20 protein-coding genes and 2 pseudogenes are annotated in these 25,891 nt (G+C 66.6%); 8 read left to right on the top strand and 14 right to left on the bottom strand.

Annotated elements, in window-relative coordinates; genetic code table 11:
• The first annotated feature begins 5 nt into the window (after positions 1–5).
• From BN973_RS08930 to BN973_RS08915, 4 genes and pseudogenes are all read left to right on the top strand, one after another.
• On the top strand, positions 6–776 hold the full coding sequence (locus BN973_RS08930) for a PIG-L deacetylase family protein (protein WP_036467458.1): 771 nt from the start codon (positions 6–8) through the stop codon (positions 774–776).
• A 32-nt stretch (positions 777–808) separates the two neighbouring features.
• On the top strand, positions 809–1,399 hold the full coding sequence (locus BN973_RS08925) for an SAM-dependent methyltransferase (protein WP_232232046.1): 591 nt from the start codon (positions 809–811) through the stop codon (positions 1,397–1,399).
• Between the two features lie 24 nt (positions 1,400–1,423).
• Positions 1,424–2,188 (top strand): endonuclease/exonuclease/phosphatase family protein, encoded by a 765-nt coding sequence (locus tag BN973_RS08920; protein WP_036467456.1) that lies wholly within the window; start codon positions 1,424–1,426, stop codon positions 2,186–2,188.
• A 39-nt stretch (positions 2,189–2,227) separates the two neighbouring features.
• A pseudogene (locus BN973_RS08915) lies at positions 2,228–2,413 on the top strand (hypothetical protein); the annotation flags it as partial.
• 17 nt (positions 2,414–2,430) lie between these two features.
• Here BN973_RS08915 and BN973_RS08910 read toward each other — a convergent pair.
• From BN973_RS08910 to BN973_RS08895, 4 genes are all read right to left on the bottom strand, one after another.
• Entirely contained in the window at positions 2,431–2,730 is a 300-nt protein-coding gene (locus tag BN973_RS08910; RefSeq protein ID WP_036467451.1) for a DUF3349 domain-containing protein, read from the bottom strand.
• Positions 2,731–2,904: 174 nt separating this feature from the next.
• On the bottom strand, positions 2,905–3,141 hold the full coding sequence (gene mbp1 / locus BN973_RS08905) for a microaggregate-binding protein 1 (protein WP_036467448.1): 237 nt from the start codon (positions 3,139–3,141) through the stop codon (positions 2,905–2,907).
• Between the two features lie 293 nt (positions 3,142–3,434).
• Positions 3,435–4,661 (bottom strand): CaiB/BaiF CoA transferase family protein, encoded by a 1,227-nt coding sequence (locus tag BN973_RS08900; RefSeq protein WP_036467445.1) that lies wholly within the window; start codon positions 4,659–4,661, stop codon positions 3,435–3,437.
• 2 nt (positions 4,662–4,663) lie between these two features.
• Complete coding sequence (locus tag BN973_RS08895; RefSeq protein ID WP_051641182.1) at positions 4,664–5,491, bottom strand: enoyl-CoA hydratase/isomerase family protein; 828 nt, start codon at positions 5,489–5,491, stop codon at positions 4,664–4,666.
• A 101-nt stretch (positions 5,492–5,592) separates the two neighbouring features.
• Between BN973_RS08895 and BN973_RS08890 the strand changes: the two genes are divergently transcribed.
• From BN973_RS08890 to BN973_RS08875, 4 genes are all read left to right on the top strand, one after another.
• A complete protein-coding gene (locus BN973_RS08890) occupies positions 5,593–6,183 on the top strand; it encodes a TetR/AcrR family transcriptional regulator (RefSeq protein ID WP_036472194.1) in 591 nt (196 codons plus the stop codon).
• Positions 6,180–6,635 (top strand): lipocalin-like domain-containing protein, encoded by a 456-nt coding sequence (locus BN973_RS08885; RefSeq protein WP_198048907.1) that lies wholly within the window; start codon positions 6,180–6,182, stop codon positions 6,633–6,635. The genes BN973_RS08890 and BN973_RS08885 overlap by 4 nt, the downstream gene beginning before the upstream one ends.
• Before the next feature lie 127 nt (positions 6,636–6,762).
• Positions 6,763–7,731: a sensor domain-containing protein gene (locus BN973_RS08880; protein ID WP_139830190.1), complete on the top strand. Its 969-nt coding sequence runs from the start codon at positions 6,763–6,765 to the stop codon at positions 7,729–7,731.
• Between the two features lie 104 nt (positions 7,732–7,835).
• Positions 7,836–8,807: an aldo/keto reductase gene (locus tag BN973_RS08875; protein ID WP_036467442.1), complete on the top strand. Its 972-nt coding sequence runs from the start codon at positions 7,836–7,838 to the stop codon at positions 8,805–8,807.
• 1 nt (position 8,808) lies between these two features.
• Here BN973_RS08875 and BN973_RS08870 read toward each other — a convergent pair whose 3' ends face one another.
• The 10 genes and pseudogenes from BN973_RS08870 to BN973_RS08830 form a co-directional block, all read right to left on the bottom strand.
• A complete protein-coding gene (locus BN973_RS08870; protein ID WP_084163341.1) occupies positions 8,809–9,576 on the bottom strand; it encodes an SDR family oxidoreductase in 768 nt (255 codons plus the stop codon).
• Positions 9,577–9,682: 106 nt separating this feature from the next.
• A complete protein-coding gene (glgX, locus tag BN973_RS08865) occupies positions 9,683–11,839 on the bottom strand; it encodes a glycogen debranching protein GlgX (protein ID WP_036467437.1) in 2,157 nt (718 codons plus the stop codon).
• A gap of 94 nt (positions 11,840–11,933) precedes the next feature.
• Positions 11,934–12,548, bottom strand: a pseudogene (locus tag BN973_RS08860) (MDR/zinc-dependent alcohol dehydrogenase-like family protein); the annotation flags it as partial.
• Positions 12,549–12,619: 71 nt separating this feature from the next.
• Positions 12,620–12,847, bottom strand: coding sequence for a hypothetical protein (locus tag BN973_RS08855; RefSeq protein ID WP_036472191.1), 228 nt, complete (start codon positions 12,845–12,847; stop codon positions 12,620–12,622).
• Between the two features lie 141 nt (positions 12,848–12,988).
• Positions 12,989–13,417, bottom strand: a complete 429-nt coding sequence (locus BN973_RS08850) for a pyridoxamine 5'-phosphate oxidase family protein (RefSeq protein WP_036467434.1) — start codon at positions 13,415–13,417, stop codon at positions 12,989–12,991.
• A gap of 39 nt (positions 13,418–13,456) precedes the next feature.
• Entirely contained in the window at positions 13,457–13,594 is a 138-nt protein-coding gene (locus BN973_RS31365; RefSeq protein WP_169718208.1) for an MFS transporter small subunit, read from the bottom strand.
• Complete coding sequence (locus BN973_RS08845) at positions 13,591–14,973, bottom strand: L-lactate MFS transporter (protein WP_036467431.1); 1,383 nt, start codon at positions 14,971–14,973, stop codon at positions 13,591–13,593. Before BN973_RS08845 ends, BN973_RS31365 begins: the two co-directional genes overlap by 4 nt.
• Before the next feature lie 218 nt (positions 14,974–15,191).
• The gene (locus tag BN973_RS08840) at positions 15,192–15,788 is read right to left on the bottom strand and encodes a class I SAM-dependent methyltransferase (RefSeq protein WP_232232045.1); all 597 of its coding nucleotides are present in this window, start codon (positions 15,786–15,788) and stop codon (positions 15,192–15,194) included.
• Between the two features lie 140 nt (positions 15,789–15,928).
• Positions 15,929–16,981, bottom strand: coding sequence for an alpha/beta fold hydrolase (locus BN973_RS08835; protein ID WP_036467426.1), 1,053 nt, complete (start codon positions 16,979–16,981; stop codon positions 15,929–15,931).
• Positions 16,982–17,031: 50 nt separating this feature from the next.
• Entirely contained in the window at positions 17,032–25,866 is an 8,835-nt protein-coding gene (locus BN973_RS08830) for an amino acid adenylation domain-containing protein (protein WP_084163340.1), read from the bottom strand.
• Positions 25,867–25,891 lie beyond the last annotated feature (25 nt).

The following is a 25,891-nucleotide window of genomic DNA, read 5'->3' as shown; positions in this document are numbered from 1 at the left end:
GCGACGTGCAGACGCTCCCGGCTGGCAACTGCGCCAGACTTGCGGCCAAGCCGCTGACGCACAGCGGTACACCGGCACCGGTATGGCTGGCCGCCCTCGACCGAGGACCGCTGCCGCCGCTGGATCTCCGCGACTGCCCCGGTCTGGTCGTCGTCGCGCCTCACCCCGACGACGAAACGCTGGGCCTGGGAGCCACGATCGCCCAACTCGTCGCCTCGGAGGTCGGCGTGCAGGTCGTGTCCGTCAGCGACGGCGGGGCGGCCCACCCCGGTTCGACCCCGCTGGACCGGATGCGCATGGAGGCCACCCGGCAACACGAACTACGCAGAGCAACAGGAATTTTAGGGGTTTCCTCGCCCGTGTCGCTGGGCCTGCCGGACGGTCAGCTCGCTGACCACGAGGACAAGCTCACCGATTTGCTCGTCGAGTTCCTCGACGCCGCCCCGGTGCGCCCGTGGTGCGCCGCCACCTGGCGAGGTGACGGGCATCCCGACCACGAGGCAGTCGGGCGTGCCGCGGCTACGGCCTGCACCCGCACCGGCGCCGTACTGCTGGAGTATCCAGTCTGGATGTGGCACTGGGCAATTCCCAACGATGCGGCGGTGCCTTGGGACCGCGCCCGTGCAGTAGCCGCGCCGGACTGGGCGGTTGCCCGTAAACGCCTGGCCGCGCAATGCTTTCGCAGCCAATTCGAATCCAACGCCGGCTCACCGCCCGTGCTACCGACGTACGTGCTGCCTCGGCTGATGGCAGTGGGAGAGGTGATGTTCCGCTGAGTGCGCGCCTACCCGACGGGTATTTCGACCAGATGTATGCCGCCACCGACGATCCGTGGCAGCTGTCGACGCGATGGTACGAGCAGCGCAAATACGCAATCACACTGGCCATGTTGCCCGATCGCCATTATCGGCATGCCTTCGAGCCCGGCTGTTCGATCGGCACCCTGACCGCACAGCTGGCACTGCGCTGTGATCACGTGACCGCGGTGGACGTCGCTGACGCGGCCGTGCGCAGCGCGGACACGCGGCTCCGGCAAGCCGGATGCCGAGACCGGGTGACGCTGGCCCGGTCTTCTCTCGATGCGGCGTGGCCGCCCGGACCCTTCGATCTGCTCGTGCTCAGTGAAATCGCCTACTACCTCGAGGCCCAAACGCTGGCCGCGGTGCTGGACACCGAATGCGTTCGGTTGCCCACCGGCGCGAATGTTGTTGCCGCACATTGGCGCCACCCGGTGGCCGACTATCCGCTCACCGGCGATGCGGCGCATGCCATCATCGCGCGGACACCGGGCCTGACATCGCTGGGCCGATACCAGGACCGCGACGCCGTCATCGAGGTGTTCGACACCGGCGACGGCCGATCGGTGGCAGCACGCGAAAAGGTCCCCGGAGCCCAGTAGCAAAACAGTGGGTATCGAAAACGTATGCGCGTAGCGACCTTCAACATCCTGCACGGGCGCACCGTGGGCAACGGGGTCGACCCGCAGCGGCTGCGTGACTGCGTCCGGCAACTGGATCCCGACGTCCTGGCCTTGCAGGAAGTCGACTGTGATCAAGCACGTTCCACGCGCGCCGACCTCACCGCGTTGGCGGCCGAGGCGATGGGAGCCGTGGAGCATCGCTTCGTGGCCGCGATCTCCGGCACTCCCGGCGCGACCTGGATGGCCGCCACCGGCGACGAACAACCCGGGACCGCGGCGTATGGGATCGCGCTGCTGTCCCGGTTCCCGGTGGGTAGTTGGCAAGTGGTGCGCTTGCCGCGCATTCCGATGCGGTTTCCGATGTACCTGCCCGGGCCCAACCGCGTGATGATCGTCGACGAAGAACCCAGGGCGGCGGTCGTTGCCCGGCTGGACACACCATTGGGCCCGCTGACGGTGGCCAATACACATCTGTCCTTCGTGCCGGGCTGGAATCGGCGCCAATTGCGCCACCTGATCCACGATTTGCGTGGATTTCCGGGTCCGCGACTGCTGATCGGCGACCTCAACATGACACCCCCGGCGGTACGCCGCTGGTCGGGCATGCGGGCGCTGGCGGTGGCCGACACGTTTCCCGCTGTGGTCCCCGATCGCCAGCTCGACCACATCCTGACCGATGACCGCAACTTGCGCAGCGGAGACACCGAGGCCGACCCGATGCCGATCTCCGACCATCGGCCGCTGGTGGTCGACCTCGATCGCGCGTGAGTGGCCGTTTGGCGCCATAGCCAGCGGGTAGAACCCTGCATTCCCGCCCGGGGCTGCACCTACTGGAACGGCGCGGCGATGGAATCGACCGACTACGTCGATCTCGACGAAATCCCCGAAGCGGTGACCTCGCCGACCGCCGCGGCGGCGCGAAACGCCGCGCACTTGGCCCGCACCCTCAAGTCAGCGCAACTCGCCGTACGAATAATGTTGATGCATAGCTAATTTCGACCCGACCCTGCTCACTTATCTCGGATCGGTGTGTCCGGGCCGCCAATCGCAATGAGCCGTTGCCGGACCCGTTCGATGTCTTCCAGCGACGGCATCTCATGGATGCTCCGGGTGATCTCCACGCCGATATCGGCGTTGTCGACCGGACGTCCGCGTGTCGCGAGCTCGCTGACGATCTCGGCGACTTCGTCGTCGGAAACGCGGCGCGGCAACAGGGCCAGCAGCGGGAAGTAGCCCGCGGCCGGTACGCAGGTCGGGTAACCGACCCGCAGAAACGCGAGAATGGTCGACACGCGATCGCCCAGGCCCATCCTTGACTACCTCACTGCCCCTGCCCCTGCCGCGGGCGCGACGTCCGCGGTCCCTGCCAGGTATAGCCAGGTGCCGCGCGTTGAAACGCCGACACGCGATTCGTGACCGAACGTTGCCCTGCGCGCTGAATGTGGCCGGCACAACAGTGGACCGGCCCCATCCGAGACTGGGAACTACTGGTGCTCCTTCTGACGCTCCTCGGCAGCCTTGGCGCCGCCACGGGCGGCATCGGCTTGGGCTTCCTTCTTGGCGGCCTCGCGCTGAGCATCGGCCTTGTCCTGCTGGGCCTTGCCCTCCTCGACGACGTCGTCACGGCCCATCAGCGATCCGCCGACCTCCTTGGCCTTTCCCTTGACGCCCTCGACAACTCCCTTGATTCCTTCTTCCGGGCCGCTGTTGTGATCGCCCATGGCTCGATCCTCCCTCTGGTTCGTTGCGCTTGCGCTCGTCTGAGCGCGAATCGGATTGATCAGCTCGGGTCTCAATTGCGAACTGCGCAGACAAATCGCCTGCCACGTCGATCAATTCGTTCGCTTACAGGGGCTTCCCCCGATGTGGCCGGCTAAACGGCAGCCACGAAATCCCGCCCAATCCCGCCGTGTCAACGCGTCGCATCGGGCCCTGGACCACTCGGCCGGGTCTGAGCGTCCGAGATAGCCGGCTGCGAAGGCTCACCGCCGCGGCGTACCCGTGGGCGGCCGGCTCAAACGGCGGCCGACCGCGCAGGTTCGATCAGCGCCCCGGATTTCACCAGAGCCTCGATCTGGTCTGCGGTCAGCCCGATCTCTTTGAGGATCTCTTCGTTGTGCTCGCCCTGGCGGGCGGGCAGCTGGGTGGTCAGGGTGTCGTCGTGGTCGCTGAAATGCCAGGGCGGTGCGGGGATGGTGATGCTGCCGCCGTGCCGGTCGGACACTTCGCGGGTGACGCCCCAGCCCTTGGCCCAATCGGTTTCGCTGAACTCGGCCATGTCGCGCAGTTGACCGGTGGCGATCTTGGCCTCGTCGAACTGCGCGTCCAGCGAGTCCATGGAATCGAAGGTATAGATCCAGGTCTGCACGATCGCGTGCAGTGCCTCCAGGTTCTGGCGGCGTAGCTCCGGTGTGCGGAACCGCGGGTCGTCGGCGAGATCGGCACGCCGCATCGCGTGCAGGTAGAACGGGAAACTCATGCTCCCCACCAGGCTCATCGGCGAAACGAACTGGTGGCCTTCGGGACTGGTGAAGAATACGCAGTCGGTGGCGCCCAGGATCGGCGTCTCCTCGCCGAGGTCGACGTCCGAAAGGTCATAGTGCACACGCTCGTTGAGCGACGTCAGTACCGCCGCCATCGCCACGTCCACGTATCGACCTTCGCCGGTGACCCGCCGATGCTGCAAGGCCGCCAAGACCGCGATGGCGGCATGCAGGCCCGCGTAGATGTCGCCGTGTGACAACGAGTCCGACCGGCGATCGGCACCGTCAACCCCGAACTGCCGCAACGTGTTCTGGGTGAACCCGACCTCGGCCTGCACGGTGGGCGCGTACGCCATGCGAGTTCGCCACGGCCCCGTCTGCCCGTATCCGCTGATCGAGGCGTAGACGACCGCGGGGTTGCGCGCCGCCACCGACTGATAGTCCAGGCCGAATGACGCCAGCGCGCCCGGGCGGAAGTTTTCGACGATGATGTCGGCCGTATCACACAGCTGCAGCACCGCGTCGCGCGCCTCGGGCACGTTGAGGTCGATGCTCAAGTTGCGTTTGCCCGCGTTCTGTTGGGCGTAGTAGCCGCTGATCTCGTCCCGGCGCGGAAACGCCAGGCGGCTGATGTCGCCGCGGGGCGGTTCGATTTTGATCACCTCGGCGCCCAGGTCGAGCAGATGCTTGGTGCAGTGCGGGCCGGCCAGCACCCGGGTGAAGTCGATCACCCGGACACCCTCGAGCGGGAGCGCCATGACTACCGCCCCCCGAACCGCGCGGCGCCGGGGCCTTCGGCGGCCAGCGAGGCCAGCCCGATCTTGAGGTCCTCGGATTTCCAGATCTCCTTCTGCAACTCCTGCATCGCCTCGTCGGTCTCCGCTACGCCGTGCGAGACGGCGTGCGAGACAATGGCTTTCGTGGACGCGTGGGCGACGGTCGGCCCGTTGGCGAGCTCATGGGCGAGCGCACTGGTTACCGCTGCGAGTTGTTCGTCGGCGACCACGCGGTTGATGATGTTCCACCGTTCCAGCGTGCGGGCGTCATAGCGACGGCCCAGCAGCGCCATCTCCTTGGCCCGCGCCGCGCCGGCACGCTGGGTAATCCGTTGAATGCCACCCATCAACGGGTTCAACCCGAGCGAGGCCTCGATGTTGCCGATCTTGGCCGACTCGCTGGCGACGATCAGATCGCAGGCCATCGCCAACTCCAGACCGCCGCCGAGGCAAACACCATGCACGGCGGCGACGATCGGTATCGGGAGCGCGTCGAACGCGCGCAGCAGTTCGAGAACAGGAAGATCCGGGGTTTCGCCGCGTCCGGCGCTGTCGAACAAGGTGACGTCGGCGCCGGCGCAGAAATTGCGCAGGCTGCTGCGCAGCAGCACGGCACGGGCTCGGTGCTCGGTCGCCCAGTGGATCCCGTCGAGCAGCGCGTCGAACAACGCGGTACCCAGGAAGTTGTGCGGGGCGTGCTGCATGGTGAGCACGGCGACGTGGCCATCCATCTCGCGCGCCACCGGTGACGAGTCCCGGTCCGGGGCATGCACCGGCGGTATCGCAGCGGCCGGCTGATCCAGCTCAGTCATCGAGTTCCCCCATTCTTACTATGTCGTTCGTCATACTTATGACGAGAACCAGAGTAGAACTGCTTGGCGTAGATAGTCAAGAACTATGTATGATGGACGACATGCCAAAAAGGAGTGACAGCAAGGACCGGATGATCGCGGCGGCCCGACGGCTGTTCCGCGAACACGGCTACTTCGGCACCGCACTGTCCGACGTCGTAGCGGAGAGCTCGGCGCCGCGGGGGTCGCTGTACTTTCACTTCCCGGGCGGCAAGGAAGAACTGGCCACCGAGGTGGCGCTCGTGCACTCCGCCGACACCATCGCCCACATCAACCGGGCCGCGGGCGCCACGAGTACCGCGGCCGAGCTGATCGCCGCGTTCATCGGCCGCCCCCGCGACGAACTCATGGCCAGCGACTACCGCGAGGGCTGCGCCGTCGCACCCATCGTCATCGAATCCACCCCGGCCTCGGCGCAGCTTTCCGACACGGCCCGGCGCGGCTTCGGCGACGTGATCGCCACGCTGGCCGCTCGTCTTGGCGAGAAGGGCATACCCGACGACGGTGCGAGACACCTTGCCGTGAACGCCGTCACCGCCATGGAAGGTGCCCTCATACTCGGCCGGGTGCTGCGCAGCCCCGAGCCGTTCGACGCCGCCATCGCCGCGCTCACCGCCAGCGCCGAGGCGGCAGCAGGGTCACCGGCCCGATGATGACAACGACGGCAGAAGAGTTGCGCACCAAGCTGATTGGCGCCTGGACCCTGGAGTCCTACGAAAGCTGCGCGCTGGACGGGTCCGACGTGACATACCCACTGGGCGTCGATGCCCGCGGCGTCATCATGTACACCCCGGACGGCTACATGTCAGCCCAGCTGATGCGCGCCGACCGAACGCCGTTCGACCGCGACGATCCCCATCACGCGCACGACAACGAGCTTGCCGCCGCTGCCGGGGGATACCTGAGCTATGCCGGCCCGTTCTCCGTCGTCGACGACGGCCTGATCGCCCATCATGTCGAAGTCAGCTTGCTGCCCAACTGGATCGGGGGAATCCAATACCGCAAGGCCCACTTACGGGACCGCTACCTGGAACTCGGCCCGCCCGAACCGATTGTGCTCGACGGCGTGCCGCGCAACGCCAAGCTGGTGTGGCGGCGCAGCTGACGGCGGAACTACCGATGGCCTGGGTCCCGGTACTAAAGTCGGGGCAGGATCCCAGAACAAGGAGGCCGAGACGAACCCTCAGGATCCGTTCGGACACAATCCCTTTAGCCCCTTTAGCCCAGAATCCTTGAGCTACGATCCGTTGGGCCGCGCCCCCTACGCCCCACCGCCGGTCTTCGTGCCGCCACCCCCGCCGCCGCAGCCCCCGCCGGTCAACACCTTCGCGACGCTGTCGGTGGTGTTCGCGTTCGTGTTCGCCCCTGTCGGAGCGATTTTCGGGCATCTCGGCCTGGCGCAGATCCGGCGCACCGGCGAGCTCGGACGTGACCGGGCACTCGTCGGGTTGTCCTTGTCGTATGCGTTCATCACCCTCACCGTCATCGCCCTGGCGGCGTGGGCCACGCTGTCCACCCTGGCCGTCTCGCGGCCGCACCAGAGCGCCGCGCCGGCTATCACGGCCACCCCCGGCACCAGCACCGAGCCGCCGCCGCCGAAGGTGGCGCCCGATGACGTGATCAGGCTGCTGCCCAAACTGGAGGCCCTGAAAAGCCTTACCAACGACCAAAACCTGGAGGCCGGCCAAACCTGGGATCGGCCGGGTAAAGGCGACACGGACGCGGCGATCGATCGTCCGCAGTGCTGGGGCGCGGTGATGCCCGGCGCCCCGGAGGCCTACGACCTCAAGGCCATGCTGCGCTATCGCGCGGAGGCGTACTCCGACACGCAAACCCTGTTGAAGTCGATCCAGGTCATCCAGGCGGTCATGGCGTTTCGCGACTCGCCGACCGCGCAAGCACAAGTGACGAGGTTGGTCGACGGCTGGCGTGATTGCGGCGGGGCGCCCGTGACACTGACCGCCCGCGGCGGGCCCACCTACCAGCTGTCGCTCAGCCCGCCCGCCGATGCCGGCAATGGCATCACCACGATGGATCTGGCGCCCAAGGGCCTGAAGGTGCGCTTTGTCCGGGCGGCGGCGGCCAAAGCCAACGTCGTCGTCGACCTGTACGTCGTCAACCTCGGCACCACCGATGCCGGCGGCGCCCGGCAAACCGCCGTGAGCATCGCCAACTACATCCTCACCAAGATCCCCGACTAGCCGAAGTGGCGAGCGTGGGGCCTATGGACGAATTCGAGGGGTTTCCCGTACTTGGGGCCCACGCTCGGCGCCCGGCGCGGTGAGTACCCCAGTACGGTGAGCACATGAAATATCTGGACGTCGACGGAGTCGGGCAGGTCAGCCGGATCGGGTTGGGCACCTGGCAATTCGGTTCACGCGAGTGGGGCTACGGGGACGAGTACGCCGCCGGCGCCGCCCGCGATATCGTGCAACGCGCTCGCGCGATGGGCGTGACACTGTTCGACACCGCCGAGGTGTACGGGCTGGGCAAAAGCGAGCGGATCCTCGGCGAGGCGCTCGGCGACGAGCGGACCGAGGTGGCGGTGGCCAGCAAGATCATGCCGGTCGCGCCCTTCCCGGCGGTGATCAAGCAGCGCGAGCGCGCCAGCGCGCGCCGGCTGCAGCTCGACCGCATCCCGCTCTACCAGATCCACCAGTCCAACCCGGTGGTCCCCGATACCGTGATCATGCCGGGCATGCGCGACCTCCTCGACAGCGGTGACATCGGCGCCGCCGGCGTCTCGAACTATTCGCTCCAACGGTGGCAGAAGGCCGATGCCGCGCTGGGCCGTCCGGTCATCAGCAATCAAGTCCACTTCTCGCTCGCCTTTCCCAAGGCGCTCAGGAACCTGGTGCCGTTCGCCGAGCGGGAGAATCGCGTCGTGATCGCCTACAGCCCGCTGGAGCAGGGGCTGCTGGGCGGCAAGTACAACGTCGACAACCGGCCCGGCGGCATCCGCGCGATCAACTCGCTGTTCGGTACGGAAAACCTGCGGCGCCTCGAGCCGCTGCTGCAGTTGTTGCGCGACGTCGCCAACGAAGTCGACGCCAAACCGGCGCAGGTGGCGCTGGCCTGGCTGATCAGCTATCCGGGCGTGGTCGCCATTCCGGGGGCGTCCAGCGTCGAACAGCTCGAGTTCAACGTGGCCGCGGCCGATATCGAGCTGCCCATCGCATCCCGCGACGCGCTCACCGAGGCCGCCTTGGCGTTCCGGCCGGTGTCGCCGATTCGCTTCGTCACCGACCTGGTGCGGGAGAAGCTCCCCGGTCGCTGAGCTATGACTGGTTGGCCTCGGCGAACGCGGCGGGACTCGACGGCGCGCCGCGGGCAACCACGAGCGGCATCGACGTCGAGGCGTTGGTGCGCAGGATCGTGTGGACCACGTCGATCAGGTCCTCGACGGGCATCAACTTGCCCGGCATGCAGCCGCGCGAGACCCAGAGCGGATAGGCCTGCATGGTGAGGTCCATATCCCAGCCGGCGTTCATCCCGGTCGCCGCCTCGCCCTCGCCGCCGGCGCACTCCCCGACGATCAGGTTGGTGAACCCGACGTCGGGGTGTTCGGCACGCCACGCCTCGACGAGTCGTTCGAGGGCCGCCTTGCTGACGCCGTAGGCGCCCAGCCCTGGCCACACCGGACCGTACGGCCCCGCGTCGGAGGACAGATAGACCACCTTGCCCGCCGACTCGGTCAGGTGGGTCATCGCCGCCGCGGTCACCAGCGAGGCCCCGACCACGTTGGTGTCGAAGATCCGGCGCCACGTTTCGGCATCGGTGTCGACCATGCGGACCAACGGGCTGATGGCGGGGGTGTACACCACGTTGTCAATGCCGCCGAACGCGTCGGCGACCTCACCGATGGCCGACCGGCACGACGCCTGGTCGGTGATGTCGCACTCGACGGCGATCGCGCCCGACCCGGCCTCCTTGGCGGCGGTATCCAGGCGCGCACGCCTGCGGGCCAGCAGCGCGACCTGATCGCCGCGTTGGGCAAGCCCGATTCCGATACAGCGCCCAAGGCCACTCGACGCGCCGACCACCACTGTCCGTGACATATTTGCCCTCTCCTGTAACGAGCCCGCAGCAGGCACAGCGTATCTAGCAGGGACGGCATATGTAACCGCCGGGCGGATGTTCGGCCGGCGAGCGTCAGGCCTCGTTGGCCGGCAGCTCCTGCAGCACGACGGCGGTGTGCGGTTCCACGGTGAGCGTGCCCCCTCCGGGGACTTCGTCCGCGGGCGTCGTCTCCGCCGGTCCGGTGTACACCACCAGATTCCACGCGGCCCCGAATTCCTTTGGCGGAAGAGTGAATTCGAGTGCTTCGTAGTGCGCGTTGAAACACAGCAGGAACGAGTCGTCGAGCACCCGCTGACCCCGCGCATCACGGCCGGGGATGCCGTGGCCGTTGAGAAAAACCGCGACGGATTTCGCGAAACTCGCGCCCCAGTCCTCGTCGGTCATCTCGTCGCCGTCGGGGGCGAACCAGGCGATATCGGGCAGGCCGTCCCGGCCGCGGCGGCCCACCGGCTTACCGCTGAAGAACCGCCGCCGGCGAAACACCGGGTGGTTCGCGCGCAGCGCCGACACCGTGCGGGTGAATTCCAGCAGGCCGGTGTCGGCATTGGCCCAGTCGATCCAGGTCAACTCGCTGTCCTGGCAGTAGCCATTGTTGTTGCCGCTTTGCGTGCGACCGAGCTCGTCGCCGTGACAGATCATCGGGACACCCTGAGACAGCAGCAAGGTGGTGATGAAGTTGCGTTGCTGACGAGCGCGCAGTTCGTTGATACCGGTGTCGTCGGTCGGCCCTTCGGCGCCACAGTTCCAGGACCGGTTATGGCTCTCGCCGTCGTTGTTGTCTTCGCCGTTGGCCTCGTTGTGCTTCTCGTTGTAGGAGACCAGGTCGCGCAGCGTGAACCCGTCGTGGGCGATGACGAAGTTGATCGACGCCACCGGTCGGCGCCCAGTGTGCTCGTAGAGGTCGGCCGACCCGGACAGCCGGTAGGCGAACTCGTCGAGCGTGGAAGGCTCGCCGCGCCAGAAGTCGCGGACGGTGTCGCGGTATTTGCCGTTCCACTCCGTCCACTGCGGCGGGAAATTGCCCACCTGATAGCCGCCGGGGCCGACGTCCCACGGCTCGGCGATCAGCTTGACCTGGCTGACCGTCGGATCCTGTTGCACGAGTTCGAAAAACGTCGAGAGTTTGTCCACGTCATAGAACTCACGGGCCAACGTGGACGCCAGGTCGAACCGGAAACCGTCGACATGCATCTCGGTCACCCAGTAGCGCAGCGAGTCCATGATCAGCTGCAGCGAATGTGGATGCCCGACGTTGAGGCTGTTGCCCGTGCCGGTGTAGTCCATGTAGTACTGCTTGTCGTCGTCGACCAGCCGGTAGTAGGCGGCGTTGTCGATCCCCCGCATCGACAACGTCGGTCCCAGGTGGTTGCCCTCGGCGGTGTGGTTGTAGACAACGTCGAGGATCACCTCGATGTCGGCCTCGTGCAGCGCACGCACCATCGCCTTGAACTCCTGCACCTGCACCCCAGGCGAGGTACCGGTGGAGTACTTGAAGTCGGGGGCTAAGAACCCAATCGTGTTGTAGCCCCAGTAATTCGACAGGCCCCGCTCGACCAGGGTGGAGTCGTTGGCGAAGTGGTGCACGGGCATCAGCTCGATCGCGGTGACGCCCAGGCTCTTGAGGTGCTCGATGATCACCGGGTGGGCCACGGCGCCGTAGGTGCCGCGTATCTGTTCGGGAATGTCCGGATGGGTCTGCGTCAGCCCCTTGACGTGTGCCTCGTAGATGACCGTGTCGGCGTATTCGCGGCTCGGGGGGCGATCGTTGCCCCAGTCGAAGTACGGGTTGATCACCACGGACTTGGGCATGGAGGGCGCGGAGTCCTCGTCGTTGCGACTGTCGGGCTCGTTGAAGTCGTAGCTGAACAGCGCCTGGTTCCAGTCGAAGGTTCCGTCGATGGCCTTCGAATACGGGTCCAGCAGCAGCTTGTTCGGATTGCACCGCAGCCCCTCGGCGGGCTGGTACGGGCCGTAGACGCGGTAGCCATAGCGCTGACCGGGCTCGATGGCCGGTATGTAACCGTGCCAGACGAAGTAGTCGACTTCGGGCAGGGTGATCCGCGTCTCGGCGCCGTCGGCGTCGAACAAGCACAGCTCGACCCTTTCGGCCACCTCACTGAACAGCGCGAAGTTGGTGCCGGCGCCGTCGTACGTGGCCCCCAGCGGGTATGCCTTGCCCGGCCACAGTTCACCGGTGGGCGTCGGAACAGGCGCGTCGGCTGTGGTCATGGCGCACTTGATACCCGAGACATGCGGCAATCAAACCATCATTCGAAACGCCTTAGGGCACTTGCTATTTCGCGACTCCTGGCCTTTCGCCCGCTCATGGCTTGAGCACAACCTTTACGGCTCCGTCCTGCTTCTTCTGGAAGATGTCGTAGGCGTGCGGGGCCTGGTCGACCGGCAACACGTGGGTGGCGAACTCGTCGACGCCGAGCGGGTCGTCGTCGGTCAGCAGCGGCATGATGTCATCGACCCATCTCTTCACGTCGGCCTGCCCCATGCGCAGGGTCACCTGCTTGTCGAAGAGCGTGAGCATCGGCAGCGGATCGGCCATCCCGCCGTATACGCCCACCAGCGAGATCGTTCCGCCGCGCCGCACGATGTCGATCGCGGAGTGCAGCGCGCTCAGCCGGTCCACGCCCGCGGTCTGCAGCATTCGCTTGGCGATGGCATCGGTAACACCGCGGTGGCCTGCTGAGCGAACTTGGCAACCGGGGAACCGTGCGCCTCCATGCCCACCGCGTCGATCACCGAGTCCGGACCGCGCCCATCGGTCAGGGCCCGGATCGCGTCACCAGGAGAATTTTCCAGCCGCCCCATGTCGATGGTGTGGATGCCGCGCTTGGCGGCGCCCCAGTCGCTCGGGCACCAGGTCGACGGCGACGGTACCGCCGTCCGGGATGTCCGCATGCGCCACCGCCTGCCAGGCGGTCGGACCGCGCACGAGCGCGTCGACACCGCAATTCGATAGGAATCGTAAAGGCAGCCTACGATTTGCTAGCGGCGCTACGACTTCTTGCTCGGAATGACGATAATGACGATCAAGGTGAGGATGGAGAAGAACAGCCCGAGAAGTCCCCACCCTAACGGATTGCGGCCCTTCATCGCGGCAATGACACCACAGACTATTGCGGCGATCACGCTGCCTATGGCGACGAAGATGCCCTTGATCCCACGCAGAATGAGCCCCGCGGCAAGCGGATCCGAACTGGCAAGAATCACCGAATGCAACATCTCAGGTCCTTTCCGAAGCGAGAAGTCGTTACGGAATACCCTCATGACGGCGCACCAAACCGCAAATACGCCCGGCGCCTCGACCCTCCTGTTGCCCCCGAAATGACGAGCCTTTAACCGTTTGCCACGGTAGGAACGCGCTTAGAGCTCACCGGAGAAATCGGCGGTGATCCAGCGGTCCGGACGCACGGTGAACAACACATTTTCCTGATTCTCGATGCTGCTCACGAATGCGCGGCCGCCCTCCTCGCCGAGGTAGCGGATCGCGATCTCTTCCCGCACGGCCAGGGGGGTCGGCCTGGTGGTCTCGACCACGGTGCCCTCCACGACCACATATTGATACGGAGGATCTTCACGCTGCACGACCAGCGTCACCACCCCGGCCCGGTCGATGAGCTTGACCTTCCGCGACGAGGCTCCGGTGTTGATCCGGATGTTTCCGCCCGGTGCGTAGTCGTACCATATCGGGACGCTCGCCGGGGGACGGCCCTCGTCGGCGGCCACCGACAAGACGCCGACGTGCTTGGCTTCGAGGAATTCCTGACGCTCGCTCTCGGTGAAAGAACCCATGGCCGGCTGAACGCGCAACCCGCGCCGCGCTATTCCCGATCAGTTGGTAAACAAAGCCGGGATCTTCGCCACCAGCTCGTAGAGGCCATAGGTGAATGGGACGCCCACCCACAACCAGCTGACCAAGCCCAGCAGCTTGGCACGGGGCGATGTCGCCGTGATCGTTTGGTCGCTCATTGCGCAGCCTCTCCAGAAATCACGCACTCGGGCTTTCGCGTATCCACCGCCGAGACAATGAAGCTGGGCGGCCGGGGAGTACGAATCAGCTCGTTGCAGACCACGCCGATCAGCAACAGGATCACCATGATCATGAACGACCACCGGTAACGCTCGGGGCCGACCACATGAGCAGCAATGCGGTTGTCCGCGATCGCATTGACGATCACCGGCCCCAGCACACCCGCGGTCGACCACGCGGTGAGCAGCCTGCCGTGGATCGCCCCGACTTCGAGGTAGCCGAACAGGTCACGCAGGTAGGCCGGCACCGTCGCGAACCCCGCGCCGTAGAACGACAACAGCAGAATGCACACCATCAGAAACAATGGCTTGCTTGCGTTTTGCGCGATGATCAACACGGCGTAAAGGATCGCACCCACGCCGAGGTAGAGCCGGTACATGTTCTTGCGGCCGACCGCATCCGAGGCCGCGGACCACAGTAACCGTCCCGACGAGTTCGCCAACGAAAGCATCGCGACAAATCCCGCCGCGGCCGCGGTCAATGCCGCGGGAGACGCGGCATGGGGAAAGTAGTCCCGATAGATGGGTGCGGCCCGTTCCAGAATGCCGATTCCCGCAGTGACGTTGAAGCACAGCACAATCCACAGCAACCAGAACTGGGGGGTCTTGATCGCTTCATTGGCGGTGCGATCGGGCCCGGCGGCATGCGGCATCTTCGACGCGGCGACCCGGACGACGGGTGGGTCCCATTCGTGCGGTGGAACGCGGATCAGCAGGACTCCCAACGACATCAAGACGGCGTACACCACACCCATGACCAAGAACGTCGCCGCCAGGCCGTGCCGGTCGGTGCCAAACCACTTCATCAACTCCGACGACCACGGAGAGGCGATCAGCGCCCCGCCGCCGAAGCCCATGATGGCGAAGCCGGTCGCCATCCCTGGCCGGTCGGGAAACCACTTCATCAAGGTGGAAACCGGTGAGATGTAACCGATTCCGAGGCCGATGCCACCTATGACACCGTAGCCGAGGATGACCAGCCACATCTGGCCGACCTCGGCCGCCAACGCAGCGACCAGCAAACCGCCGCAAAAACACGCGGTCGCCACGAACATCGCCCAACGGGGGCCTCGACGGTCCACCGCCGTGCCGAAGACGGCCGCCGACACGCCCAGCATGACAATGCCCAGCGTGAACGGCATGGCGCTCAAAAGCCCTGATGCTCCCAGTGTTTCGTGCAGTGGAAGCTTGAAAACGCTCCAGGAATAGACGCTTCCGATCGCTAGGTGTATCGAGAGCGCGGCGGGCGGAACGAGCCACCTACTCCAGCCTGGGCCGGCAACAATTCGATCGCGCGACAGTACTCCAGCAGACTCCATTGTCCTCTTTCCACAGCGGGCTCCTCGCGCATCAGATCGCTGGGCCGTTTCCTGTCAGTAGCCAATTAGTAAGCAAGACAGAAACATCCGGCAGTGTCTTGACGATGCGTTGTGGAGCTTCTGCCGATCATTTCTCGGCACGTCCACCGATGCTAGCGACCCAAGTCACATGCCGAATTCGGGGAACTGTGATGAAAACGCCGGTAGTCAGAATGGGGCTAGCGAATCGCCCTGCCGATCAAGAGCGGATGGACGATTCGCGGCATTCCGCGCCACACGGCATTCTCGGCCGTCACAGCAAATCCGCAGGCGCGCATCAGTTCTTCGGTCGGGCGGTTGCAGCAACACCCGCCGGCGAAGGCGCGCCAAGGACGGAACAGGTAGTCCTGCCACGCCGCAAGCCACCGGGAATTCGCCCGCACGTGTTCGACGAACAACAACTGCCCGCCGGGGCGCAACACCCGAGCGATCTCGCGCAACGCGCGTTCGGGGTCCCTGACGGTGCACAGAACCAGGGTCGAGACCACGGTATCCACGGATTCATCGGTCAGCGGCAAGCATTCCGCGGGCGCATTGACGATCCGCGCCGGGCGGGCATACCGCTGCGAGCGGCGCGCAAGCTTACGGCGCATGGCCGGCTCGGGCTCCATCAGCACGAGATCATCGATGCCGTCGGGATAGTGCGCGAGGTTCAGCCCCGTGCCCGCACCGATCTCGACGACGCGCCCGCGCGCCCCACGCACCAGCGCTCGACGCCGCCCGCGCATACCTGCCAGCTCGCCGAGCCACACGAACGGGTCGTACACCAGCGCCATGATTCGCAACCAAGCCGCGGACGACGGGCGCGCTACCGGTTCGGTCGTGGTCTCTGTCATGGCGAAACCGTAGAGATGGCCGCCGGGTGTGCGCATCGCCCAACACGGCCATCTTCGGCCGATGGCCCGTTTCGGCTAGGTCAAAGAAGTCCGAGGCGCGCGGCCTCGGCGACGGCGGCCGTGCGCGAGGTACTTCCCAGCTTGCGGCGGATGTTCGCGACATGGCGGTGCACCGTATGTGGGCTCAGCACGAGATGCTCGGCGATCTCGCGATCGTGCAGGCCGCGCGCAAGGCACGCGAGGATCTCGCGTTCCCGGGCCGAAAGTTTGATGGGCTCCGGCTCGTTCGGGTGCCGCGGCGACGGTGACGGGGATCCCAGCGGCCCCAGCGCCGCGCGGCATGCGCGTGCGACGGAGTCCACGTCACCGTGCCAGGGGAAGTGCGCGCTCCCGGGCAGCGAGCTCAACGCGGCGCCCGGGATCGCGGCCGCGACCTCACGGCCCAGCCGGTAGGGCACTGCCCGATCGCCGCGTCGATGCACGACCAGCGTCGGGGAGCAGATCTTGGGAAGGTGTGCCCGTACGTCGAGGCGATAGACCAGGCCCAACAACGCGGCGGCGGCCTCGGCGGTCGCCGCCTCACGCTGCAACCGCGCAAAGCGTTCGTGCTCCACAGATTCGGCGGCACCGAGGAACATGTTGCTGAGCAGACGAGAGCCCAGTCCCCAATGCGCGCGCACCGCCGCGACGATCGCGTCGCCCACTTCGGGTGCGGTGATCGCCGAGCCGTCGGCGTAGGACCCGTATAGCACCAACCGGTCGACGCGCTCGGGATACGTTGCGGCAAAAGCGATTGCGGTGCAACTGCCACAGGACCCGCCCAGCAGCGAGACGCGCTCGTAGCCCAGCTCGTCGACAAGCGCGCGCAGCATCGCCACTTCCCCGTCCAGCGTCAGATCCGAATCTCGCACCGCGCGGTCGGACATGCCGACGCCGAAGCGGTCGTAGCGGATCAGCGTGTATCCGTCGGCGACGACTTCCCAGAATCGCCGAAAGCCGGCACTTTCCCAGTCGAGCTCGAGATGGCTGACCCACCACGCGGGAGCGACAAGCGGAGGACCGTCTCCGCGTACGTCGAACGCCACGCGGCGGTCGCCGACGCGCAGGAACCGGATCTCGGACTTCGCCAGCATCGCAACGAGCGTACGACGTTGCGGCCGGCGAACGGACCGTTATCGAAAGGCTAGAGCAGTCCGAGCAATTGCAGGTCGGTGACGTACTTGATGATGATCGGCGCCGTGACGTGCGGGATGTCGTTGTCGGGCCCGATCTTGGCCTCTTGCACCGCGGCACGGAACCTGTCGGTCGACGCCGACGCGCCGCGGATCGGCGTTGCGGGCCGCGCATATTCCGGGCCGACCGCGTGCAGTATCTGCAGCACGCTGTGCTGCCGCTGCCGATCGGGCAGGGCTCGCAGGCCTGCCTCGAACCGCCGCAGCCATTCGTCGAAATCGTGGATGCGCTCGATCGGATAGCCGGCTTCGATCAGCCAGTCCACATACTCGTCGAGCCCGATGCCGTCATCGTGCGGGTTCATCACGTGATAGGTCTCGAACCCGTCGACGGTTTGAGCGCCGAGCGTGGCGATCGCCTCGGCCACGAATTCGACGGGCAGCCCGTCGTAGTGCGCCCGTTGCCGGTTGCCGTTGGCGTCGCGCCGGTAGAACGAACCGGGCGCGACGCCGGTGGCCATCAGGCTCAGCACCATCCGCGTGACCAAGTCCGAGACGTTGAGCTGGCCCCGGTAACTGGTGCCGGCCAGGATCATTCCGCTGCGGAACACCAGCACCGGCAGCCCGAACAGCTGGTGGGCTTCACGCAGCAACACCTCACCGGCCCACTTGCTGTTGGCGTAGCCGTTGACGGGGCCGCCGTCGTTGATGCGTGTCGGGCTGATGACCCGGATGTCGGCTTCCTCGGTGAACGCCGACCGCTCGACGGGGTCGCCCACGTTGGCCGTCGACACGTAGGTGTAGGGCTTGAGTTTCGTCGTCAGCGCCAAGCGAATCAGCTCGGCGGTGCCGCCGACGTTGGGTCCGAACAGTTCGCTATAGGGCAGCACACCGTTGACCACCGCGGCCGAATCGACGATCAGGTCGACGGTTTCGGCCAGTTCCTGCCACGTCGGCCCGTCGAGGCCCAGCCGGGCTTCGGCCTTGTCCCCCGCCACGACGCGCAGATGACCGGCTGCCAGTTGCTGGAAGTGGTCCAGCAACTGCGGATCCCCGCTGTCGAAGATCTTCTCCAGGCGATGCAGCGCATCCTCATCGGACTTGCCGCGCACCAGACAGACCAGCGTGCCGTCGACCAGTTCCAGCTGTTCGAGCCATTGCAGCACCAGGTAGCGCCCGAGGAAGCCGGTCGCGCCGGTCAACAGCACGGTGCGCACCTCGGCGCCCGGGCCCGGCAATGCGTCGGCCGCGGAAAGCGTTGCGGCGTCTAGGAATTTGTCGAGGGTGAGGTCGGCGGCGTGGATCTCGGTCGCGTCGGTGCCGTGCACGGCCACATAACGCGGATCGACGGTGTGGGTGTACACCTGGTGGCTCAAGGCGCTTACCGACGGCGCGTCGAACAGGATGCGGACGCTGAGCCGGGTGTCGAGGACCTTGTTGGTCGCGGCGATCAGGCGCATGGCCGAGATGCTGTCTCCGCCGAGGTCGAAGAACGAATCGTCGACCCCCACCCGTACGAGGCCCAGGGTCTGGGCGTAAATGCCGGCCAGGGTTTCCTCGACCGCATTACTCGGAGCCCGGTACTCGGTGTGCTGGTATTGCGGTTCCGGCAGCGCGCGGATGTCGAGTTTTCCGTTGACCGTCAACGGCAATGCTTCGAGAACCACAATGGCGGCCGGCACCATGTAGGCCGGCAATCGCGTGGCCAACCGGGCTCGCGCACCGACGACGTCGACCACCCCGGTGACATAGCCGACCAACCGTTTGTGGCCCGGGCGGTCCTCACGAACCACCACGACCGCCGCTTCGACCCCATCCAGATCGCTCAGCGCCGCTTGGATTTCGCCCAATTCGATGCGGTAGCCGCGGATCTTGACCTGCTCATCGGCGCGCCCCAAATACTGCAACTGCCCGTCGGCTCCCCAGCGGACCAGGTCACCGGTGCGGTACATCCGCACCCCCGAAGCGAACGGGCAAGCCACAAATCGCGACGCCGTCAACCCGCCGCGGCCGAGATATCCGGCCCCCAGACCATGCCCGGCCACATACAATTCGCCCACCACGCCCGGCGGGACCCGGCGCAACCATCCGTCGAGCACAAACAATGCCGCCCCGGGCACCGGCGCACCGATCGGCGGCGTCCCCGATCCGGCGCTCAACGGCGCACTGACCGTCACACACAGCGTCGTCTCGGTCGGCCCGTAGGCGTTGGTCATCACCCGCCCCGGCGCCCACCGGTCCACCAACTCCGCCGAGCACGCCTCGGCGGCCACCACCAGTGCCGCGGACTCCAAACCGTCCGGTGACAGCGCCGACAGGGCAGAAGGAGTCTGATGCAACACGGTGACGTGCTCGCCAATCAGCAAGTCCTGGAAGTCTTCCGGGACCGCAGCCACCGACTCGGGCACGATCAGCAGCCGCGACCCGTGCAACAACGCGCCCCAGATCTCTTCCACCGAGGCGTCGAAGGCATACGAGTACCACTGCGACCACACCTGTCCCGGTCCCGATGGCAGTCCGACGTGCAGCGACTCCAGTAGCTGAGTCACATTGTGATGACTGGTCGCAACGCCCTTGGGCACGCCCGTGGTTCCGGACGTGTAGACGATGTGGGCGATGTCCGCGGGCATCGGCGGCGGCAGCGCGGTGCACGGCTGATCCGATACCGGATCGTCGAAACCGACGACGGGCACCCCGTACCCGTCGAACCGCTCGGCCAGCTCCGCGGCGGCCAGTGCCGCGATCGGCGCGGCGTCGGCGAGCATGAACTCGATTCGCGCATCCGGCACCGCCGGATCCATCGGCAGGTAGGCCGACCCCGATTTCAGCACCGCCAAGATCGCCACGATCGCCTCGGCCGACCGGGGGAACAGCACCGCCGCGCATTCACCCGGGCCGGCGCCCAGCCCGACCAGCAGGTGCGCCAGCCGATTAGACGACTCGTCGAGCTCTCGATACGTCATCGAGCGACCGGCGCAGCTGATCGCGACCGCCTCGGGGGTCCGAACCACCTGCGCGGCAAACAATTCCGGTATCGAGGCGCCCAGCGCCGGCCGGTCCAGCACCGCGCGGTTACCCACCGCATCCAGCCGGGCCCGCTCGGTCGCATCGAGAACATCCACCGACGACAACCTTCGCGACGGATCGTCCACCATCGCCGCCAGTATCCGTTGCAACCTATCGATAAGCGCCCCAACGCTTTCGGCATCGAACCGATCGCAGTCGTATTCGATGCTCAAGCCCATCTCGCTGCCCGGCGTGGCTTGCAGGGTCAGCGGATAGTGGGTGGATTCATTGCTGGTGAACCGCGTGATGGCCAGCTCACCCAGACCGGCGGACGCCGTGGCGTCGATCGGGTAGTTCTCGTAGACGAACAGCGTGTCGAACAGCCGGTCGTGACCGGTGCCGCGGTGGATGTCGCTGAGTGCCAGTTGTTGGTGTTCCAGCGTGTCGTTGTGGGCGCGGTGCAATTGCTCGAGCAACTCGGCCGCGGTGGTCGCCGCGGTGGTACGCGCCCGCACCGGCACGGTATTGATCAGCAGTCCCACAATCGATTCCGCGCCGGGCACGTCGGTGGGGCGCCCCGAGACCGTCGCGCCGAAAACCACGTCGTGCTGGCCGGTCAGCCACATCAGCAGCTGCGCCCAGCCGGCCTGCAAGACGGTGTTGACGGTCGTGTGGTGTGCGCGGGCGAGTTGGGCCAGCGCCTGCGTGGCCTGTTGCGACAGACGCAGCGACGCCCGCCCGCGTTGGCCCTGCGCGTCCCGCGAGCCGACCAATGTCGGTGTGTCGAAGCCCGATAGCACCTCGCGCCACGCCGTCGCGGCGGCGTCGGTGTCCCGATTGGCCAGCCAGGCGACGAATTTGCGGAACGGCACCGGCGCGGGCAGCCGCTGCCCGCGATAGCTCGCGAAGATCTCCTGCAGCACGATCGGCAACGACCAGCCGTCGAGCACGATGTGGTGATTGGTGAGCACGAACCTGTATCGGTCTGGGGCCGTGCGAATCAGCGCCGCCCGAAAGACCGGCGGGTTGGCCAGGTCGCAGACCGCGGCGCGTTCGTCGGCACACAACCGCTGGATCTGTCCCTCGATGTCGGTGCCGCCACGCAGGTCGACGTACTGCCACGCGGGCGCGGGGTCGGCGGGGATGATTTGCACGGGCGGGTCTAGGCAGAAACGTGCCGCCAAGTTGGGATGACGCGCCACCACGGCGTGCACCGCCTCGCACAGCCGGACCCAGTCCAGCTGCCCGGCCATGCTGATATCCAGCTGTGGCGCATAGGGATCGGCACCGCTGCTCTGCGCGAGGGTGGCGTGGAAGTACAGCCCCTGCTGCAACGGGGTCAACGGCAACACGTCGGCAATCGCGTGCTGCTGCTCGAGGTCGCCGATCTGCTGTTGGGTCAGCCGGGCGGGCAGGATGTCCGACGGGGTCAACCCGCCGCCACCGCGGCGCACATGCGCGCAGATCCCGGCCAGCGCCTCAAACCACAACTGGCTCAGCCGATCTACCCGGGCATGGTTCAACGCGGTGGGAGCCCACGTCCAGCTGGCGTGCAGGCGCGGGCCGTCCTCGCCCTCGAGGGTGCCGGCATCGAGCGTCAGGGTGTGGCTCAGCGGCATCGGTACCGCCGTCGCCGCGGCGACGGCCGTCGACGCGGTGACGGCGGGTCGCCACAGATCCTCGGTCAATTCGGCGAGACCGCCCAGGCGGCCGAGGTAGTTGAACGCGATAGCCGGGTCCGGCCCGCTCAGGTCCACCTCGTCGTTGAGGTAGCGCAACAAGCCGTAGGTCACGCCATCGGGTAAGGCGCGCAGCTGTTCCTTGGCATCTTTGATCACCGCCCCCAGTGCAAGCTCGCCGCCGGTCACCTGCGCCCAGTCCAGCTCACCGACACTGATCGCCACCGGGTACTTGGCGGTGAACCAGCCCACCGTGCGGGACAAATCCACCTGGGCGCCCGGCAGCTCGTGGCGGCCATGGCCTTCCACGTCGATTCCGATCGGCGCGCCCCCGGTGCCCAGTAGCTCCGCCAAGGCCAGGCCGAAGGCGATCACCAGAATGTCTTGCACGCCAGCGTGAAACGCCGCGGGCACCTCGCCGAGCAGGGTGCGGGTCGTCTCGGCGTCCAGCGTCAGCGACAGCTTGCCGGCGTTGGCGTAGGTGTCCACGTCGGGCTGCGCCGCCGGTAACGCCGCGGGGGTCGTCGCGATATTCCGCCACACCTCGGCGTGCGTCGTGACGTCCGGGTGGCGCGCGTGTTGCCCGAGCAGCGACGACCAGCGGGCGAACGATGTGCCACCCGCCGGCAATGCTGCCGGCCGTCCGCTGCGGTGCTGCGCCCAGGCAATATTGAGGTCTTCCAACAGGATTCGCCACGACACGCCGTCGACGGCGAGGTGGTGCACGACCAATGCCAGCTGACTGGTCGAGGTGATCCACAGCGCGCTGAGCATCACCCCGGCAGCCGGGTTCAATCGCGACCGCGCCTCGACCAGCGCCGCGTCAGACAACGCCGCCGTGATGTGCAGGCAGTCGTGCGCGCGCACCGAGCCCGGCTCGGGAACGTGCAGGGACCACTGCCCCGCGCCGTCGTCGTCGACGTAGAGGCGCAGCATCCCATGTCGGTCCAGCAGGGCCTGCAGCACCACGCTGACATCGGCATCGGTGACGCCGCACGGGGCTTGGACGACGATCGTCTGGTTGAACTGGTCGACCGGGCCGTCCACACCGTGCAGCCAGCGCATGATGGGGGTTGCGACGACGGGACCGACACCCTCGTCGACCACATCGTCACCGGCGGTGACGATCGTGGCCACGCGCGCCAGACCGGCCACGGTTTGTTCGACGAAGATGTCACGCGGGCGACACAGTACCCCGGCCGCTCGCGCCCGGGCCACGATCCGCATCGACAGGATGCTGTCGCCGCCGAGATCGAAGAAGGAGTCGTCGATTCCGACCCGGTCCAGGCCGAGGACCTCGGCGTAGATGGCGGCCAGAATTTCCTCGACGGCATTGGACGGGGCGCGGTACTCGGCGTCGCGGTACTCCGGTGCCGGTAGTGCGCGGGTGTCGAGCTTGCCGTTGACCGTCAACGGCAACGCGGCCACCACCACGACCGCGGCCGGCACCATGTAGGCCGGCAATCGCTCGGCCAGCCGAGTCCGCGCAGCGTCGACTTCGACCAACCCGGGAACCGCCTCGGTGACGTAGCCCACCAGACGCTTGTCGCCGGGGCGATCCTCGCGAACCACGACGACCGCGGCCTCGACCCCATCCAAACCGCTTAGCGCCGACTGGATTTCACCGAGCTCGATGCGGTACCCACGGACCTTGACCTGCTCGTCGGCGCGTCCGATGTAACGCAGCTGACCATCGGGACCCCAGCACACTAGATCTCCGGTGCGATACATCCGTTGCCCGGATGCGAAGGGGCAGGCCACGAACCGCGACGCCGTCAGCCCCGCCCGTCGCAGGTAGCCCAGCCCGACACCCCAACCGGCGACATACAGCTCGCCGATCACCCCGGGTGGCACCGGCCGCAACCGCGCGTCGAGGACGAACAGCGCCGCGCCCGGGATCGGTACTCCGATGGGTACCACCCCGGCTCCCGCCCGCAGCGGCACACTGACCGTCACGCACAGCGTGGTCTCCGTCGGCCCGTAGGCGTTGGTCATCACCCGGCCGGGCGCCCACCGATCCACCAACTCCACCGCACACGGTTCGGCGGCCACCACCAACGCCGCGGCCGCCAAGCCTTCGGGCGACAGCGCCGACACCGCCGATGGAGTCTGATGCAGCACGGTGACCCGCTCGGCAATCAGTAAGTCCTGGAAGTCATCTGGGACGGCGGCCACCGATTCGGGCACGATCAGCAACCGCGATCCGTGCAACAACGCACCCCAGATTTCCTCCACCGACGCATCGAAGGCATAGGAATACCACTGCGACCACACCTGTCCCGGCCCGGACGGCAGACCCATGTGCAATGGGCCCAACAGCTGAGTCACGTTGTGGTGCGTGGTCGCGACCCCTTTGGGGATGCCCGTCGTGCCCGAGGTGTACACGATGTGGGCGACGTCGTCGGCGGCCGGCACCGGCAAGGCCGCGCTGGATTGCGAGTCGATACCAGGATCCTCGACATCGATCACCGGCAGCGCATGCCCGCCGAAACGCCCGGCCAGCTCCGCGGTGCTGATCGCCGCGATCGGCGTGGCATCGGCCAGCATGAACTCGATGCGCGAATCGGGCACCGCCGAGTCGATCGGCAGATACGCCGCCCCTGACTTCAGCACGGCCAGGATCGCCACGATCGCCTCGGCCGAGCGGGAAAACAGCACCGCCACACAGCGACCCGGACCCGCGCCTCGCTCGACCAGCAGGTGCGCCAGGCGATTGGATGACTCGTCGAGCTCTCGATACGTCATCGAGCGACCGGCGCAGCTGATCGCGACCGCCTCGGGTGTACGAACCACCTGCGCCGCAAACAATTCCGGTATCGACGCCCCGATCACCGGCCGATCCAGCACCACCCGATTGCCCAGCAGATCCAGTCGTGCCCGCTCGTTGTCGTCGAGCAGCGCCACCTCGCCCACCACCACGGACGGATCCGCCACCAGCAGACGGTCGAAGAGCGACTCCAAACGGGCGATGTGCCGGGCGATCTCGTCGTCGGCATACCGGTCCGGATTCCACGCGAAGTGGACCCGCGGTGCGCCGTCGCCCAGCTGCGGATAGATGTTGACCGCGATGTCTTGAATGGGAAAGTTGCTCAATATGTTGCAAACAGCTTCGGACGGGCCGAAATACAGGGGTGCGGCGAAGTCGAGCACGTTGACGGTCGGGCCGAACTCGAGGTTGGTGTCCAGCCGGTTTCCCATGATGTCCGGGAAGCGCCGGAACTGTTGATGGCGCAGCGCACCCACGACGGCTTTGCCCACCCGATCGGTCAGCGCGCCGATGGTGTCGTTGTCAGCCACATCGATGAGAAGCGGGACCATGTTCGACACCATGCCCGCGCAGTTCTTCAGCGCGGCGGTGGTGCGTGCCGATACCGGCAGCGACAGCGAGACTGTTTGTCGCCCGGTCGTTTTCGCGAGGAAAACCGCCATTGCCGCGACAACCCGTGCGACGTCGAATCGGCTCTGCGGGCAGGCCAGTTCGCACACCATCGGGTGGCGCGGTGCCACCGACCGTTGCCGGCCCGACAGATCGACGACTTCGGGGGAACCACGCAGCACGCCCTGCCAGAACTCGGCATCGGTCTGGCTGCGTGAGGAACGCCGATATTTCTCGTCCGCGGCACGGATGAGGGCGAACTCCGAGAAATCCACCTCGCCGGTTTTGGCGGGCGCGCCCGAGTAGACGTCGGCAACGTGGCGCAAGAAACTGTATGCGCCGTAGCCGTCCAACAGGACGTGGTGCGCACGCACGTAGAAGTAGCAGAGCTTGTCGGAGATCCGCAGCAGCACGAAGTTGGTGAGTCGGTCCCGAATCAGGTCGACCGGCCGCCGGTAGTCGTCGTCCATCCAGCTGCGCGCGGCGGCCACCGCGTCGGACTCGGCACGCAGATCAACACAGTGCAGGGTCTGCGGCACCGCGTGGTCGAGCATGAAGACGGGTTCGCCGTCGTCGAGGTCAAGCCGCGCGCATGGTGTGCCGAACCGGGTGGCCGCCGATTCGCAGGCGGCCATCAGCTTTTCGGCATCGACATCGTGATCGATCTCGACGTAACCGGCGAAGTTGTAAGGAACTTCGGGCCGGAGTTCCTGGGCAACCCATATCGAACGCTGCGCGGGGGTCAACGACCCCAACGTGTCCTGTTGCGTACCGTAGTCGAGCATCTAGAAAAGACCGGAATCCTCAGCC

Origin of the sequence: Mycobacterium triplex (genome assembly GCF_000689255.1) — a bacterium.
In the GTDB taxonomy this organism is placed as follows: Bacteria; Actinomycetota; Actinomycetes; order Mycobacteriales; family Mycobacteriaceae; genus Mycobacterium; species Mycobacterium triplex.
The sequence above is the reverse complement of the archived record's forward strand: the minus strand, read 5'-3'. Positions and strand labels throughout refer to the sequence as shown.

Bases quoted from the DNA above. Each gene is read 5' to 3' on its own strand.
- glgX (WP_036467437.1), bottom strand. From the start codon at position 11,839: ATGACCACAGCCGACGCGCCTGTTCCGACGCCCACCGGTGAACTGTGG.
- BN973_RS08835 (WP_036467426.1), bottom strand. From the start codon at position 16,981: ATGCTGGCGAAGTCCGAGATCCGGTTCCTGCGCGTCGGCGACCGCCGC.
- BN973_RS08845 (WP_036467431.1), bottom strand. From the start codon at position 14,973: ATGGAGTCTGCTGGAGTACTGTCGCGCGATCGAATTGTTGCCGGCCCA.
- BN973_RS08910 (WP_036467451.1), bottom strand. From the start codon at position 2,730: ATGGGCCTGGGCGATCGCGTGTCGACCATTCTCGCGTTTCTGCGGGTC.
- BN973_RS08890 (WP_036472194.1), top strand. From the start codon at position 5,593: ATGCCAAAAAGGAGTGACAGCAAGGACCGGATGATCGCGGCGGCCCGA.
- BN973_RS08840 (WP_232232045.1), bottom strand. From the start codon at position 15,788: ATGGCGCTGGTGTACGACCCGTTCGTGTGGCTCGGCGAGCTGGCAGGT.
- BN973_RS08900 (WP_036467445.1), bottom strand. From the start codon at position 4,661: ATGGCGCTCCCGCTCGAGGGTGTCCGGGTGATCGACTTCACCCGGGTG.
- BN973_RS08855 (WP_036472191.1), bottom strand. From the start codon at position 12,847: ATGTTGCATTCGGTGATTCTTGCCAGTTCGGATCCGCTTGCCGCGGGG.
- BN973_RS08875 (WP_036467442.1), top strand. From the start codon at position 7,836: ATGAAATATCTGGACGTCGACGGAGTCGGGCAGGTCAGCCGGATCGGG.
- BN973_RS31365 (WP_169718208.1), bottom strand. From the start codon at position 13,594: ATGAGCGACCAAACGATCACGGCGACATCGCCCCGTGCCAAGCTGCTG.
- BN973_RS08850 (WP_036467434.1), bottom strand. From the start codon at position 13,417: ATGGGTTCTTTCACCGAGAGCGAGCGTCAGGAATTCCTCGAAGCCAAG.
- BN973_RS08895 (WP_051641182.1), bottom strand. From the start codon at position 5,491: ATGACTGAGCTGGATCAGCCGGCCGCTGCGATACCGCCGGTGCATGCC.
- BN973_RS08920 (WP_036467456.1), top strand. From the start codon at position 1,424: ATGCGCGTAGCGACCTTCAACATCCTGCACGGGCGCACCGTGGGCAAC.
- BN973_RS08925 (WP_232232046.1), top strand. From the start codon at position 809: ATGTATGCCGCCACCGACGATCCGTGGCAGCTGTCGACGCGATGGTAC.
- BN973_RS08885 (WP_198048907.1), top strand. From the start codon at position 6,180: ATGATGACAACGACGGCAGAAGAGTTGCGCACCAAGCTGATTGGCGCC.
- mbp1 (WP_036467448.1), bottom strand. From the start codon at position 3,141: ATGGGCGATCACAACAGCGGCCCGGAAGAAGGAATCAAGGGAGTTGTC.
- BN973_RS08830 (WP_084163340.1), bottom strand. From the start codon at position 25,866: ATGCTCGACTACGGTACGCAACAGGACACGTTGGGGTCGTTGACCCCC.